Below are 15,562 nucleotides of genomic sequence, written 5' to 3'. Positions count from 1 at the left end.
CCTCCGTCCTCTGCGGGATCGATCGGGGGCCACCATTTGCATCCCGGTCGCGGAATTTAGCCCTGTCATGAAGAAAGCTTCTGTTGCATGATCATCCGAACGCCAGCAGGCGACGGTGCGGCAGGGGGACGCGTGCCAAGGGGTAAAACGAGCCGCTTCATATTGGCATCGGGTCTCGCGCTGGCCCCGGTCGGCCTGTTTTCTCCTGTTCCCGCATCCAGTGCATTGGCGCAGGAGGGCACGTCCCAACCTCAGGGCCCGCCGGGCGGCGCGGTGGAAAGCGTCGAGGGGGTGCCATGGCTTGACAAGCAGCTCGAGCAGCTCGTGGAACGCGCCGTTTCCGACCACCCTTCGATCGCCGCGGCGAAAGCCTCGGCGCGCGCTTCGGGAGCCGATCTGCGTGCCGCGCGCTGGCAGCGCTTTCCCAGCGTCGGTGTCGAAGGATTGATCCTCGGTCAGCGCACCGACCGCGCGCAGGCGAATGTGACCGTCGAACAGCCGCTGTGGACTGGCGGGAGGATCAAGGGATCGATCAGCCGGGCACGCGCGGCCGAGCAGGCAGCGCTCGCGGGATATGAGCAGGCCGTGCTCGACATCGCGTTGCAGGTGGCGGGCGCTTATCATGAAATATATCGCGCGACCGAACGCCGGGCGATCCTCAACGACAGTCTGGCGCAGCATCAGCGGATGCTCGCGACGATGGAACGGCGCGTCGCGCAGGAAGTCAGCCCGCGCTCCGATCTCGAACTGGTTCGTGCCCGAACGGCGCAGGTGTCCCAGCAGATCAATTTGACGGTCGCGCAGCAGCAATCGGCGATGCAGCGGCTTCGCGAACTCGTCGGCGACCCGTTCTTCGAGCTTTCGCCGGTGCTGCCCGAACCCGTCGACCTTCCGCCACTCGATCGCGATACCGTCGTCGCCGCCGGAATGGGCTTCGATCCCGGTCTCCGGCGCGTGCGATACGAAGCCGACGTCGCCGATGGCGACGCCCGCATCGCGCGAGCCCAGGCACTGCCCCAGCTGAACGCGCAATATGGCTTTGGTGAATTCAACGGACATCAGATCGGTCTTGCGGTTCGCATGCAGATGGACGGCGGGCTTTCCCGTTTCGCTGCGGCGGATGCCGCGCGTCTGCGGCAAGAGTCGAGCGAAGCACGGATCGGCGCAGCGGAGCGCGAGCTGCGCGACATCATCGTGACCGACCATGTCGAATATGAATCGGCGCTCGCACGGATGGAAACGACCAACGCATCGGCGCTGGCGACGCAGCGGGTCACCGAATCCTACCTGCGGCAGTTCATCGCCGGCAGGCGCACCTGGCTCGACGTGATGAACGCCGTGCGCGAGAGCACGACGGCCCGGATCGACGCGCTTGATGCAGAGGTCAATACGCTCGCCTATCTAAGCCGGCTCATGTTGCGGACCGGGCGCTGGTTCCCCGCGATTGCGGGAGCGGGCGAATGACGCTCGCGCATCTCGACATGATCGAAACGCTGGCGCGGCGCCGCGGCGTGCGGCTGGCTCCCGATTGGGCGGCTGCTGCCCCTACGGACCTCGATTTTCGCGATCCGACGACGATCGACAGGCTGACGGTCTCTTTGGGGTGGCCTTCGGCGCGGCGTGTTCGCACGCGGCCCCGGGCGAATGCCTTTCCCCTGCTAATCTTCACATCGGGGTCCGGCTGGGCGCTCGCCGAGCAATGGGAAACCAGGACGACGATCCGGGCGCTCGCGCTCGACGGGGTCGAGGAGGTCGCGTGGGGCAGGGAAAGCCTGCTCTGGGAGGTGAATTTTCCGGCCACAGCGGAGAACCGAAGCTTTTCGCGCGCGCGCGACATATTCTGGTCCGCGATCATGCGACGCAAGCATGTCCTCGTTGAGGCGGTCGTCGCGACCATCGTGATCAACATTCTCGCGCTCGCGACATCACTCTATTCGATGCAGGTCTATGACCGGGTGATCCCGCGCGGCGGCTTCGCAACCCTCTGGGTCCTCACCGTCGGGATCGGATTCGCGCTTCTGGTCGATTTCCTGATGCGCGTGACCCGCGCGCTGATAGTGAACCGCGAGGCGATGGCGATCGATGCCGAGGTTTCCGAATATTTCTTCGACCGGATGCAGGCGGTGCGCCTCGATGCGCGTCCTCCGGGCATCGGGACGATGGCGGCACAACTGCGCGGGCTCGAACAGGTCCGTCAGCTCTTTTCCTCGGCCTCGATCTTCGTCATGGCCGATCTGCCCTTCGCCTTGCTCTTCCTCGCTGTCATGGGCGCGATCGGCGGGGTCGTTGCGATCGTCCCGCTCGTTGTCTTCTCGCTTTCGCTGCTGCTCGCGATCCTCTTTTCCCGAGCTATCCGCGAGCATGCCGACCGGGCGCAGGTCACCGGAAATCGCAAGAACGGGCTTCTGGTTGAAGCCCTCGACGCTTCGGAGACGATCAAGGCCAATCGCGGCGGCTGGCATATGCTGGCTGCCTGGAACAATCTGATCGACGCCGTTCACCGGCACGACTTGCAGGTCCAGCGCTGGTCCGCCGTGGCGAGCCAGACCTTCATGCTCCTGCAGCAGGTCTCCTATGTAGGGATCGTCGTCTGGGGCGCTTACCGGGTCAACGCGGGCGATATGACCATGGGTGGGCTGATCGCTTGCACGATCATCAGTGGCCGCATCAACGGCCCGCTCGTCGCGTCGCTGCCCGGCTTCGTCGTTCAGTGGGGCTATGCCCGCTCGTCGCTCCAGGCGCTTGACCGGCTTCTCTCGATGCCGAGCGATCAACCGCTCGATCGGCAGAAGATCCGGCTCGATAGTGCCAATGCGCGGCTCGAGGTCGAGAATGCCGTCTTCGCCCACGCTGACTCGCGGTTCGGACTCGCGGTTCCCAAACTGGCGATCGGGCCGGGCGAACGGATCGGCATCATCGGCTCGGTGGGCGCGGGGAAGTCGACGCTGCTGCGCATGCTCGCGGGCCTCGTGCCGCCGCAGAAGGGACATGTGCTGCTCGACGGCGTCGCGCTCGACCAGATCGCCGAGGACGATCTGCGGCGCGAGATCTGCTATTTTCCGCAGGATTACCGTCTCGTGTCGGGCACGCTACGCGACAATCTGACCCTTGGGCTTCCTGCATGCGCCGACGATGTCCTGCTCGAAGCGGCCTCGCGGACGGGGCTCGACGAGTTGGTCCGGACGCACCCCAAGGGGCTCGACCTGCCGATCTACGAGGGCGGTGGCGGGCTTTCGGGCGGGCAACGCACCATGGTCGGGCTCGCGCGCGTCTTCCTGCTTCGCCCGCGCTTTCTGTTGCTAGACGAGCCTACGTCGAACCTCGACCAGGAAAATGAAGCGCGCGTGCTCGATTTCCTCGCTGGGGCAAGCGGGCCCGACATGTCGATCGTCATCGTCACGCACAAATTGCGTTTTCTCGGGGCGATGTCGCGCCTGCTGGTCATGCAGGGCGGACGCATTGCCCTCGACGGGCCGCGCGCGTCGGTGCTCCAGAAACTCCGCGACGCCCAGAGCAAATCGTCCCCGCCCGTTCCACCAGCCGCCGCGGCCAACTGAAGGCAGGACATGGATTTCGTCAGCTTTTTCCGCAGATCGGGCATGGTAATTTATGTGACGGCGGCCGCGCTGGTCGGCATGCTCCTCTGGGCCGCATGGGCCGAGATCGATCAGGTCAGCCGCGCCGCCGGGCAGGTCATTCCGGCGGGGCGTGTGCAGGTCATCCAGAGTGCCGACGGCGGGGTCATCGGCCAGATTCTTGTCCGCGAAGGCGATCGCGTTCGCCGCGGCCAGACGCTCGTAGTACTGGATCCGGTCCGGATTCGGGCCGCCGTCGAGGAATCGCGCGCCAAGGTGGCGAGCTACCGGACGATCAAGAGTCGTATCGAGGCCGAGCTCTTCAACCGTCCGCTGGCGTTCACCGACGATGTAGAGGCGTTTCCCGAGTTCGTCGCCAACCAGAGACAGCTCTACAGCCGGCGGCGCACGGCGCAGGCCGAGGACATCGGTACGCTGCGCAACATGCAGGGAATCGCCCGCCGCGAGCTCGAGATGAACATGCCGCTCCTCGAATATGGCGACGTCAGCCGCAGCGAGATCATGCGCCTGCAGCGTGCTGTCGCCGACATCGAAGGACAGATCGCCAACCGCCAGAACAAATATCTGCAGGATCTCCAGGCCGAATACAGCCGGACCGAAGAGGAGTTGGTGGTCGCCGAGCAGGCACTCAAACAGAGAATAGCCGCTCTCGACGCGACGGTGCTCACGGCCCCGACCGACGGGGTGGTCAAGAATGTCCGATTCACGACGATCGGCGCGGTCCTGCGGCCCGGCGACGAGGTCCTGCAGATCGTGCCGACCGGCGACCGGCTGATCGTCGAGGCGAAGGTATCGCCCGTGGACATTGCCTATCTGCGCGTCGGACAGAGCGCGTCGGTCAAGTTCGACGCCTATGATTCCTCCATTTATGGCTCGGCCGACGGGAGGGTCATCTATATCAGTCCGGACACGCTGACCGAACAAAAGGCGTCCGGGGAGCAAGTCTTCTATCGGGTTAACGTCAGCGCCGATCCCCGGACGATGCGCCCGAGGGCCGGCGAAAAGATCGAGATCCAGCCCGGCATGACCGCGATCGTCGAGATCAAGACCGGGAGCAATACCGTCCTGCGATATCTGCTGAAGCCGATTTCCAAGACGTTCGGGGATTCGCTCAAGGAAAGGTGAATGCCCTATACGAAGCGTCGGGTCCGGGTTCTCCGGATTGGCTGCTTTCTCTTGATTTTGCCTAAAAGCTGACCGACCGCTACCGGCCGGGACTAGCGGTTCATGTTCTGCCGACAGATTATGCCGGCGAAACGTCGTTGGTGGTATGCAAGGCGGATGAATTCCCCCTCCCGATCGGGGGAGGGCAGGTCAGAACGCAGCGATCTGTGCTTCGTCATTGGCGGCGACCTGCCGTGCGATCTGCACGGTCCGGGTCAGCGACACGCGGGTTCCCGGCGCGGTGTCCTCGACCGCAATCTCCGCCCCCAACTGCTTGGCGAGCGCCTGGACGATGCGCGTGCCCAGGCCCGCTGGGGACCGTTCGGGATCCTCCTCCATGCCGATCCCGTCGTCCGAAACCGACAAAGTCCAGTCGTCGCCTGTCGCGGCATAGCCGACGACGACATGACCGGGGCGGCCGTCCGGAAAGGCGTGCTTGAGCGCATTGATCACCAGTTCGGTGACGACCAGCCCCATGCTGACCGATATATCGCCGCTGATCGACACCGGATCGACGCGGGTGGTGAGCGTTAGCTGCTCGCGGTCGAAGATCATCGACGCCCCGATGCTGGCGCACAGTTGCGCGAGATAGGGTTCGAGCTCGACCGTATCCCCATCAGCTCCGGCGAGGTGACGTTGCAATGTCGCGATCGACATCACGCGTTGATGCGCGTCGCTCAAATGGCCGCGCGCTTCGTCCGACTGCACCTTGCGCGCGCTCTGCATCAAGATGCTCGCAATAATCTGCAGGCTGTTCGCGACGCGATGCTGCATCTCGTGGAGCAGCGCGGCATTGGCGTGAACCAGTTCCTTGTGGCGCTTCTCGTTCTGCCGCTCCTCGGTGACGTCGATCACGGTGACCACCATCCGGATGTTCAGGCCGTCGCCATAATCGAGCCGCTGCGCCTTGATCACGACGCATCGCACGGCCCCCGCGCTCGTCTTGATCTCCATCTCATAGGCTTCGACCTCGGCGGCGCCCGACAGCGTCGCTTCGATCAGCGAGTGCAGCCGCGGCAAGTCCCAATGATGATGATCGAGGTCATAGATCGTCTGCCCGGTGACGGTGTCGGGATCGATGCCAAAGGCGGCACAGAAACTGTCGCTCCCCGCGACGATCGCCAGATTTTCATCGAGCAGAAGCAGCGGCGCATCGGACGCGAGCACCAGCGCCAGCCCTAATGTGCGGCCCAGATTGATAGGTGGATTGTCGGCAGCCATGCGGCGCGCCTTCCCGGTCGACCCGGACCGCAGGGCGCGGCCTTGTCGGCAGACCAAATCGCGGAGCGAGTTGATCGACGTCGTCGATCATTGCCCCAAGGCTGCGGGCTTTAGCATGCCGGCGGGAGGGGGGATGCATGGAATCGACACGACGTAAGTGGGACGGAAGGCGACAGACATCATCGGTTGATTGATGTCACGACCCTGGCGACGTGCCCAAATGCCGGAAATCCAGAATCTACGCCTAATAGGAAGCTGGACGGCGGCCGGGACCAGCGACCGCCGTCCTACTTTATGCCGCATGTGTGTGGGGCACAGGGGGTGCGGCACGGTCTCATCGTGGGGCCAGATGGATAACAAGTCCTTAATTTTCAGGCGATTTGCGGCGAGATGAATCGGGCGGAACCTTGAAAGCGGCCCTGTCCCAAGGCTGGTCTGATCCCCGGGCGACCCTCGGAGGCGCGCTGGCCGCGTCTCCTGAGAGCCATGAGACAAGTGCATCAGGAGACGGGGTTGTCCGAAAAACGCGGGAGCGTCGATTGAAGTTCCGGCAATGCCATCATGCGACAGCGGATGGAGCGATAATATCCTGGGATGCTGCGCGCAAATATGGAGCACAGCAAAAAAAACCCGCGGAGGGCGGGGCCTTTTCGTTCTCCCGAATAATTCAGGAGAAGCCCCATCCGCCTCGGGGGTCGCAACCCGAAGGCTTCAGGAAAGCGGTTAAATCAATCGTGCGGTCGAAGCCGTCGGCCCATCAGTCGGCGTCTCAATCAATAGTTCTACGCTGGAAAAGTCTCTCACACGGGAGAGGACGACAGCCTGAACGGGGGCAGATAGGCCCGCCTGCTATTTGACGGCCTCTTGAGCCGCATCGCCGACATCCTGAGCGGCATGACCCACCTTCTCCGCTGCCTCGGTGACCGCACCGGTTTCGGCCTTCTCGTTGCCGAGGAACTGGAATCCTAGAAATGCTGCGATAGCCAGCGCGGCAACGACGAGGAGCGTGATGCCCGCCCCGCCGCCGCGTTTCGGATCGCGGTCGACGACTGTCGTGGTATGTGTCGTGCCGTCGGGTTCGCGGGTTGTATGAATCTCATCAGCCATTGGAACCTCCTCTGAAGGATATCGCTTAGGGCGTTTCCTTCGGACAAAGGTTCCGGTCCTGGCCAGTCGTAGACAGCACGGCCGCGCCCGCGATGCTCCAAGACGAGTGTCCGCTTTCGCACTTTCTTGCGCCGCAACCGGCCCGACTGCCTTCGGCCAGAATCATCCAGCGCGCTTGGAATTCCGGCCGGTTCCGCGAGCGTGACGACTGGCTCATTCCAAGCCTTTGTTCCCAGTAGCGGTCGACGAGCTGGTCGGCATGGCCGGGCGTGAGCACGGTGATATGCGATGGCGGTGGCGCGCAACTCGCAGCATCACTATAGGCGCTGGCCCGACCGGGATGGGCCCGGCGATACAGGAGTTTCTTTTCATGAATCACGCCGAACTTTCCGACAGCGTCGCCGCTGCGCTCGGTCTCAGCAAGGCCGAAGGCAAAAAGGCGGTCGATGCGGTGTTCGCCGCCATCTCAGGCGCAGCGGCCAAGGGCGACGACGTGTCGGTGAACGGCTTCGGCAAGTTCAAGGTCAAGGAATCGGCGGCGCGCGAAGGCCGCAATCCCTCAACCGGCGCGACCATCCAGATCGCTGCCTCGAAGAAGCTGGGCTTCTCCGCCGCCAAGGCGGTCAAGGATCGTCTGAACGGCTGACCTGCAGTTCCCCGTCGGCGGCGCCGGCGGGGAACATGGGCGTCTAGCGGGCGCGACCGGGACGGTGCCGCCCGCAGACATTGTCGTTCAGACGCCGCAGGTAAGCTCGCTCTTGCCACGGTTCTTCGAGCCCGGATCGGTCGGGCGGATGCTCGCCGAGACCACGACATCGTCCTCGACGGCAAAATCGCCTTGCTTGTCGATCTCGAAACCCATCTGCCGGAAGGTGTCGCGCACCTTGTCGGCCGGATCGCCGAACGCGACGCCCTGCCATTCATAGCCGACGATCACCGCCGTTACACGCAGGCCGCGGAATTTCTTGTCGATCGGATAATCATATTCCTCGTCCGTCTCGTCGCCGGCGAGGTTGGCGCGCGACGCGCGCGCCTCTTCGAAATAGGGTTGTAATTCGTCGCCAAGCTCGCAAGTCCGCGCGTCGAACTGGATGAGATTGTTTGCGACCGCACCCTTTGCCGGCGAAGGCTTGGTCTCGCAGGTCGATGATGCCGCCACATAGCCGACGCCGCCACCGGGAAGGCCATATTCGGTGAAGCCGTCGGCGGTTACGCCGACTAGCCGGACGGGCGCTCCCGGCTTGAGGCTCGCCTTGGTGGCCGCTCCGGCGGACGCCGTTTCCATCATGGTGCAGGCGCCCGATGTCATGCGGTCGCTGCCGTCGACGCTAACGAGGGAAGGCGGCGCGATTTTCGAGAGATTGGCAAGGCTCACATATTGATCCTTGCCGTCGATCTGGAGCCACGGCTTGTCGCGTTCGTCCGTCAGCAAAGTACCGCTAACCTTCTCGCCGCGTTTCAGCGATCCAACGATCTTCGAGCCTTCGAGCGATGCCTGGTCGCGGAGGTTGGCCTCGGCGACGGCATAGAGCGTTGCTCGCTCCGTGGAGGCCGCCTTGCCGGTCTCCACAAGCGGCGCATCGTTCGCGCCGGTTCCTGAGCTCGAAAGGCCCAGCCAGGTGCCGCCGCCGATCGTAACCGCGAGAAGGGCCGCACCGCCAACAAGGAGGCCGGTCGGGCGCCGGGAGGGCGGGGCATCTTCCGGCGCCGGTCCGGTTTGCGGTTGCTCGGGCGGGGGCGCCGCAGCGGCGGGAGCCTCGCCGGCTACGGAAGAGGTCGCCGCGCCGCACGTCGCGCAGAAACGCGCTCCGGGGGAAAGTGCCGACCCGCATTCGGAGCAGAAATTTGCCATCGTCTTATCCTTTGATCTTTCGGATTATGTCCGGACCCGCGCTAACCAGGTCGTACTTCGAACGATGTGACCGACAGCACATTGCATGACAAATCAATATGTTTGGCAAGTTTTGTACCAGAAGGTTGCGTCGGAACATGCCGGGAGAGTAGGCGCTTGCTCATCAGGCCGGGGCCGGTCCCGGCTCGTCCGATTCACTTTCCTGGAGATGTTCATGCAACGCCTGTTCCTGATTACGGCGCTTCTTTTCAGTCTGTTTGTCGGTGGCCAAGCGGAAGCCCGCAAGAAGGAGCCCGTGGACACATATGAGCGGGTGACCGATTGGGTGCCGGTCCAGAAATCGATGAGCGAGTTGCTCAATGAAGGATGGAAAATCGTCGGCTTCAATGATTATCAGACCGAGATGTTCTCGGACAACATTACGTCTCACGCATTCGTGCTCGCGAGCGGCAATAAGTACGTCATCTGCTTTTTGATCGACCCGGCTATGAATGATGCGAAATCGAAATGCCGGGCATTGAACTGAAAGGCGCATGCGTACACCCGTGATCCCGCATCTGCTCATTACGATTGGTACACAAAAGCGGATGAGGTGGATGGCTCCCGCTCACGGCATCTAGGTGCCAAGATGGGTTGCTGTCATGCAAACCCGAGCAGAGGAGCCATCCGCCATGGAGATTACCACGATCGGCCTGGATCTGGCCAAGATTGTTTTTCAGGTTCACGCAGTTGATGCAGCGGGCCGGCGGCCTTCACGCAGGCGCCATGGAAACTGGGAGCCGACAGGGTGCTTGTCTCAACGGGAGCGATCATTGATCTTCCCGCATTTCTGCTGACGATCTTCTGTACCCTGCTGCTGCTGCGGGGCACCAGCTTTTCGGCGCGGATCAACAATGTCATCGTGATCGCGAAAATTGCTGCAATGCTTGTTGTCGTGGTGGCCGGGTTCGCTTTCGTCGATACCTCCAATTGGATTCCCTATATCCCTGCCAATGACGGGCGGTTCGGCCATTTTGGATTGTCCGGTGTCGTTCAGGGGGCAGCGGTACTCTTCTTCGCCTATGTCGGTTTCGATGCCGTGTCGACGCTGGCGCAGGAGGTGCGAGAGCCGCAGCGCACCATTCCCCGCGCGCTGGTCGCGACCGTAGCGGTAACGACCTCCTTATATGTGCTGGTTGGCCTCGTCGTGACCGGACTCGTCCATTATAAGCTACTCAACGTTCCAGATCCTGTTTATGTCGCGCTGCGAAGCGCCGGCCCCGGCCTTGAATGGGCGAAAGCTATGATCGGCTTTGTCGCAATCGCTGGTCTCATCTCCGTGCTACTTGTCACGCTGCTGGGTCAGGTCCGTATTTTCTATGCAATGGGCCGCGATGGACTGCTCCCAACGGCCTTCGCGCGGACACGCGAAAGTTCGCATGTCCCGCTTGCCGGAACGATCGTAACTGGCGCGGTCAGCGCAATCGCTGCAGCGATCCTGCCGCTGAGCCTCCTCGGCGAGCTCATTTCGATGGGCACCCTGTTTGCATTCGGCATGGTAGCGCTGAGCGTCCTCATTCTGCGTCGCCGGGAACCCGATGCCCCTAGGCCGTTTCGGGTGCCATTCTCGCCATGGCTCCCCATGCTCAGCATTGCGGCAAGTGGATATCTGATGTGGAGCCTCCCGCTCGACACATGGACGAGGTTGGCAGTTTGGCTTGCGCTGGGCGTGATATTCTACGTCGGCTTGGGCGTGACGAGGAAGCGGCAGCCGTCATAGCCTGTGGTAAGTTGGCGAGCCGTCAACGTCTGCTTTTCACGATTGCTGTCCAGGAGCGGACCGTCTCCTCGCGGCCACGTTGCGCCAATGAGCATCGGTCCGCGGGAACACTTCACAGGATGTTGAGCGAGTTGCTGCTCTGTCGTTCCGGCATTCACTTGACCTTTACCAGAACTATAGCATCCCCTCCGATCAGCCGGATCGGGAATCCGAATTTTCGCCATTGGTCGGGTGTATGAACTATTATAACGTCATAGGAATTTTGAACACGAGCATGGCAGCGATATTCTGCATCGCGCTGCTAGAGATCTGGCGAAACAGCCGCACTCTGAATTATATTGGGGTATTCGGGCTGTCGTATGCGATCAGGTCGCTGTGTTTTGGCATATTCTATTTTGCCTTCTCGTTGGAAAACCCGGTTTTGCGCTATTCGGCGAACATCTTCCTGCTGTTCGCGATCATGCTGCTGTCTATCGGTTTGTCCAACCGGCGCGGGCGACGGCCTCGCTACGGGCCTCTCCTGGCTATCGGAGCGCTCACGCTGGGGCCTCTCCACTATTATCAATTCATGGATCCGGACCTGCTTGCGCGGGTCGTCATTCTCAATTCCGGGCTGGCTATCCTCAGCCTTCTGATGCTGCTGGATGTTGCAAGGGCGCCGCGCCGTACACCGGTCGAGCAGGTGCTTCTCGGCTTACTGCTCGTCTCCTTCGCCGGCTATCTTCTTCGGCCGCTGTTCCTGATTGCATCAGGCGCATCCGGCCAGCAGTTCGAGGGTTCGTACTGGCTTGTGGTTTCAATTTCCGACGCGCTCATCTGCGCGATGACGGCGGTCGGGGTCCTTGCGGTTATCGCGAGCGACGTGATGGACGGCATCAAGTCCGATGCGCTGATCGACACTCTGTCGGGATTGTTCAACCGACGCGGTTTCGAGCCTCGCGCGCTCAGAGCAATGGCGAGACAGGCAGCTGGAAAGCCGGTAGCGATCATCCTCAGCGATCTCGACCATTTTAAATCGATCAACGATTTGTTCGGTCATAGCAGCGGTGATTTGATCATCCGGCACTTCGCGGACGTCCTGAAGGAGGAGGCGCCCGGAGGTGCGATTATGGCGCGTCTGGGCGGTGAAGAATTCGCGATCATGCTACCCTCAGGCGCCGCCGTCGCCGCGCACGAACTAGCCGAAGAGATCAGGACGGCGTTCAAGCAAACCGCCCCGGACATTATGTCCGGCGAGGCAAGCCCGACGGCAAGCTTCGGGATCGCGATTGCGAGGGAAGATGAAAACCTGGAGGCTCTGATGGATCGCGCCGACCGTGCACTTTACAGAGCCAAGGGCGACGGTCGCGACCGCGTGCATCTGGCCGAATAAGGCCACGCAGATATCGTTGTCCGATGTGGATAACGCAAACCGATAAATATGGAGTCTGCTCAGACCGGCCTCCAATCGGCCATCGTTCTTCAGCGTCGCCCTCGTATTCGCTATCTAAAAAAATCGGCGAACCATTCTGTTCATGTAACTTTCATGACGTGCATTGCATGCGCCGCCCCCGCTCATGATCGACCAAAGAGCGCGGATGTGGGGACCACTAAGGTGTTGGAAAGAAATATCGGGGTAACACGGCTCCCCGGGGGCGCCGTGGATAAAAAAGCTATGAGCAACATGCCTGCCAAGGAAGAACAATGGCGCCGCCTCTATCTAGGCGTGCGTAGTAAATTTCTTCTCGCGTTGACGATTGCAATAGCATGGACAGCGCTCAGCGTGTGGCTGTCGCAGCGTTGGCTGGTCGACCTGGCCGAAGTAACCAATTGGCCGTTCGCCCTGATCGCGATTATCTTCATTGCCTATGTTCCGGGCTTCATGAATGCCTTCTTGATCGCGACCCTGTCGCTCGATCGCAGGCCGATGGCGCATGTGTCGCCAAGCCGGGAGATGCCGGGCTTGACCGTGCTTGTCGCCGCCTACAATGAAGCGGCGGGAATCCGCGATACGCTGACGAGCCTCTCGCGTCAGGATTATCAGGGGCCGCTCGAGGTCTTCATTCTCAATGACGGATCATCGGACGACACCGCGAAAATCGTTCGCGAGCATCTGGCGTCGCTCACGCTACCGGATACAGCGCACTTCACATTGCATGATTTTCAGGTGAACCGCGGAAAATCGGCCGTTCTGAACGACGGCTTAAAAGCCGCATCACACGATCTGGTCGTTACTATCGACGGCGACTGCTGGGTTCGTAGTAATGGCTTGACGCAGATCGTCAGCCGTTATCTGTCGGACCCCGCCAATACCGTGGCGGTCGCCGGTGCCGTGATGGTTCGCAACTCGCGAACCAATTTGCTGACCCGCGCGCAGGAGTGGGACTATTTTCACGGCATCGCGTCGGTCAAGCGTATGCAGGGCATGTATCACGGAACTCTCGTCGCGCAGGGAGCCTTCTCGCTCTACCGGCGCGATGCCCTCGAAGAAGTGGGCGGCTGGCCTGAGTGCGTCGGCGAAGATATCGTCGTCTCTTGGGCTCTGCTCGAGCGCGACTACCGCATCGGCTATGCCGACAACGCGCTGGCCTTCACCAATGTGCCCGAACGCATTCGGCAGTTCGCGCTGCAGCGCAAACGCTGGTCGCGCGGCCTCATGGAGGCTTTCAAGGCGCATTGGCGGCTGCTCTTCAAGCGCCGCATGACGACGCTGTTCATCTGGTGGAACGTCGCTTTCCTGCCTTTAGATCTCGTCTACAGTTTTATCTTCATTCCCGGCATCGTGCTCGCCTGTTTCGGCTATTTCTATATCGCCGGGCCGTTGACACTGGCGGTGCTGCCCTTGGCCGCACTCTGGAACGTCGTGATCTTCCGCATCCAGCGCGGTGTGTACCGTAACGAGAATCTTAAAGTGCGGCGAAACCCGATGGGGTTCCTGTTCTATGCGCTGGTCTATAGCCTGCTGATGCAGCCGGTTTGTGTATGGGGTTACATCGCCGAGATTATCGGCATGAAGAAAAAGTGGGATACGAAATGAGATACGCCGCCATCACGCTCTTTGCCGCGCTTGGCTGTCTGCCGTCAGCTCCGGCCGCCGCACAAGATATAAACGATGCCGATGGAGCCGCATTGTTGTCGCGACACGCCGTCGGCATTGACGTCTTCGCATCGACCGATGCGGATCATACGGACGTCATTCGCGGGGGCGTCAACCTTGACCCCGTTTACAAGGGCCCCGACGACTATCTTGGCGTACGGGTCGAGAAGGCCTGGTATCGTCCCCTGGGCCTCAAGACGACCGAAAGAGAACGGGTGTTTCTGCGATACGCCAACGGCTCTGCCGACTGGAAATGGAATGCGCAGGTCGGCACCGACGGAGATACCATAATTGGCTCTGCCGCGATCCACGACGAGTCCAGGTACCGCAAAGAATTCTTCATCGAGCGCGATATCGTCGAAACGCCGCGCGGCGTGAAGGATGGTATCTATTACACTTTTGTTGGTGCGGCCTTGGATCTTCCCGTCGATGACCGGAACAGCTTCACTGTCATGGCCGGCGCGCAGGAATTTACCGGCAAGAACGTCCGCCTGCATGCCCGCGCGAATTATGTTCATGTCCTCAAGCCCGAGTGGGGGCTGAGTGCGCAGCTTCGGACCCGCTATTTCCACAGCACCGAGCCGCGCGAATATGACTATTATTCACCGCGCTGGTACGTGCAGGCGCTCCCGGTCCTTCAGCTTCGCCGATATAGTGGCGGCTGGCGCTACATGGTCGCAGGCGGGGTTGGGGCACAGCGCGATGCCGTCAGCGACTGGCGGGCATCCTATTATGCCGCTGCCGAAGTCACCAGCCCGACAGTTGGCAGCAACTGGCATTTCAAGGCCGCGGCACTCTATAATAATATTCCGCAGAACACTGGCGCCTATGACTATGGACAGCTGACTGTCGGTATCACTAGAACTTTCTGATCCTGACAGGATGTATGGTGGCGACCATTGCGCTGCCTGACCGTTTGAGCGGCTTCTCACGCAAGCCACCGCGAGCGGTCGGATAGCTGCGATGTGCGGAAGGCATGATCGCGGGTCGCGATAAAAGGTCCGCTTGTCCCGGTTTTGCTCCCCAAAGCGGCCTGACCGCAATCGGCCGATGCTGTTGATAAAGTCCACATTTGACAGAAGCGGACGGTGCCAGCGAGCGGCGGCGCTCTTCTTCAGGCCATTGCTGGCCGCGGCATGGGGATGATCTTGGCCATTTTGCGGAGGTTCTGGGCTGCGGCTGCGAGGTGGAACTCGTCGCGGGCGCCATTGGGGCCGCGTAATCGCAGCCGGTCGAGCCGAAGGATGCGTTTGAGGTGTGCGAAGAGCATCTCCACCTTCTTGCGCTCGCGCCGCGAGGTGATCCATTCGTTTTCCTGCGCGATCACACGGGCAAGATCGCGAGCACCTTCATGCACCGAGCGCAGCACCTTGCGCGGCTCCGCCCCGGGGCAGCAGCGCGGCTTAAGCGTGCAGGCATCGCAGTCGAGCTTGCTGGCACGGTAGCGATAAAGACCATCAGCGTTTGGGCGGTTGTGATCGACATGGCCCGACCGGCGGAAGCGCCTCAGCTGCTTGCCCGCCGGGCAGGTATAATGATCCAGCTCATGATCGAACAAGAAGTCGGAGCGATCAAAGGCGCCATCGGCACGAGCGGACTTGTCGAACACCGGGATATGCGGTTCGATATCGCGTTCGTTGACCAGCCAGCCGAGCATGTCTGGCCTGCTGCCGGTTTGGTGGACACCGAGATAGGGTGTTTCCACCTATCGGAGGTCCACAATGCAAAGAAGGAAGTTCAGCCGCGAGTTCAAGCTTGAGGCGGTGAGGATGGTCCGCGAACGCGGG

12 protein-coding genes and 1 pseudogene are annotated in these 15,562 nt (G+C 61.6%); 9 read left to right on the top strand and 4 right to left on the bottom strand.

The annotated features are described in order from the left end of the window. The first annotated feature begins 132 nt into the window (after nt 1-132). From ACIPPQ_RS21495 to ACIPPQ_RS21485, 3 genes are read left to right on the top strand one after another with little or no spacing between them, the layout of a single operon-like run. Nucleotides 133-1,464, top strand: a complete 1,332-nt coding sequence (locus tag ACIPPQ_RS21495; RefSeq protein ID WP_446546082.1) for a TolC family protein — start codon at nt 133-135, stop codon at nt 1,462-1,464. Further along, nucleotides 1,461-3,557, top strand: coding sequence for an ATP-binding cassette domain-containing protein (locus tag ACIPPQ_RS21490; RefSeq protein WP_446546081.1), 2,097 nt, complete (start codon nt 1,461-1,463; stop codon nt 3,555-3,557). Before ACIPPQ_RS21495 ends, ACIPPQ_RS21490 begins: the two co-directional genes overlap by 4 nt. A 54-nt stretch (nt 3,558-3,611) precedes the next feature. Beyond that, on the top strand, nt 3,612-4,721 hold the full coding sequence (locus ACIPPQ_RS21485) for an HlyD family efflux transporter periplasmic adaptor subunit (RefSeq protein WP_446546080.1): 1,110 nt from the start codon (nt 3,612-3,614) through the stop codon (nt 4,719-4,721). A gap of 189 nt (nt 4,722-4,910) precedes the next feature. Here the strand turns inward: ACIPPQ_RS21485 and ACIPPQ_RS21480 are convergent, their stop codons facing one another. Then, nucleotides 4,911-5,981, bottom strand: coding sequence for a sensor histidine kinase (locus ACIPPQ_RS21480; RefSeq protein ID WP_446546079.1), 1,071 nt, complete (start codon nt 5,979-5,981; stop codon nt 4,911-4,913). A gap of 849 nt (nt 5,982-6,830) precedes the next feature. Continuing rightward, the gene (locus ACIPPQ_RS21475; protein WP_446546078.1) at nt 6,831-7,088 is read right to left on the bottom strand and encodes a hypothetical protein; all 258 of its coding nucleotides are present in this window, start codon (nt 7,086-7,088) and stop codon (nt 6,831-6,833) included. 370 nt (nt 7,089-7,458) lie between these two features. Here ACIPPQ_RS21475 and ACIPPQ_RS21470 point away from each other — a divergent pair, with 370 nt between their 5' ends. Further along, nucleotides 7,459-7,734, top strand: a complete 276-nt coding sequence (locus ACIPPQ_RS21470; protein WP_446546077.1) for an HU family DNA-binding protein — start codon at nt 7,459-7,461, stop codon at nt 7,732-7,734. A gap of 87 nt (nt 7,735-7,821) precedes the next feature. Here ACIPPQ_RS21470 and ACIPPQ_RS21465 read toward each other — a convergent pair whose 3' ends face one another. Next, the gene (locus ACIPPQ_RS21465) at nt 7,822-8,940 is read right to left on the bottom strand and encodes a zinc-ribbon domain-containing protein (protein ID WP_446546076.1); all 1,119 of its coding nucleotides are present in this window, start codon (nt 8,938-8,940) and stop codon (nt 7,822-7,824) included. 214 nt (nt 8,941-9,154) lie between these two features. Here ACIPPQ_RS21465 and ACIPPQ_RS21460 point away from each other — a divergent pair, with 214 nt between their 5' ends. The 5 genes from ACIPPQ_RS21460 (at nt 9,155) to ACIPPQ_RS21440 (ending at nt 14,647) form a co-directional block, all read left to right on the top strand. Next, on the top strand, nt 9,155-9,466 hold the full coding sequence (locus ACIPPQ_RS21460; protein WP_446546075.1) for a hypothetical protein: 312 nt from the start codon (nt 9,155-9,157) through the stop codon (nt 9,464-9,466). A gap of 261 nt (nt 9,467-9,727) precedes the next feature. Next, entirely contained in the window at nt 9,728-10,699 is a 972-nt protein-coding gene (locus ACIPPQ_RS21455) for an APC family permease (protein WP_446546074.1), read from the top strand. Between the two features lie 235 nt (nt 10,700-10,934). Next, nucleotides 10,935-12,071, top strand: a complete 1,137-nt coding sequence (locus tag ACIPPQ_RS21450; RefSeq protein ID WP_446546073.1) for a diguanylate cyclase — start codon at nt 10,935-10,937, stop codon at nt 12,069-12,071. A gap of 282 nt (nt 12,072-12,353) precedes the next feature. Next, nucleotides 12,354-13,715 (top strand): glycosyltransferase, encoded by a 1,362-nt coding sequence (locus ACIPPQ_RS21445; RefSeq protein ID WP_446546072.1) that lies wholly within the window; start codon nt 12,354-12,356, stop codon nt 13,713-13,715. Next, on the top strand, nt 13,712-14,647 hold the full coding sequence (locus ACIPPQ_RS21440; protein WP_446546071.1) for a hypothetical protein: 936 nt from the start codon (nt 13,712-13,714) through the stop codon (nt 14,645-14,647). The genes ACIPPQ_RS21445 and ACIPPQ_RS21440 overlap by 4 nt, the downstream gene beginning before the upstream one ends. 242 nt (nt 14,648-14,889) lie before the next feature. On the opposite strand, the pseudogene ACIPPQ_RS21435 reads toward ACIPPQ_RS21440, so the two are convergent. Continuing rightward, a pseudogene (locus ACIPPQ_RS21435) lies at nt 14,890-15,432 on the bottom strand (transposase); the annotation flags it as partial. Between the last annotated feature and the right edge of the window lie 130 nt (nt 15,433-15,562).

Source organism: Sphingopyxis sp. LARHCG72, from assembly GCF_052871675.1.
This window is presented reverse-complemented; position numbering and strand designations above follow the sequence as displayed.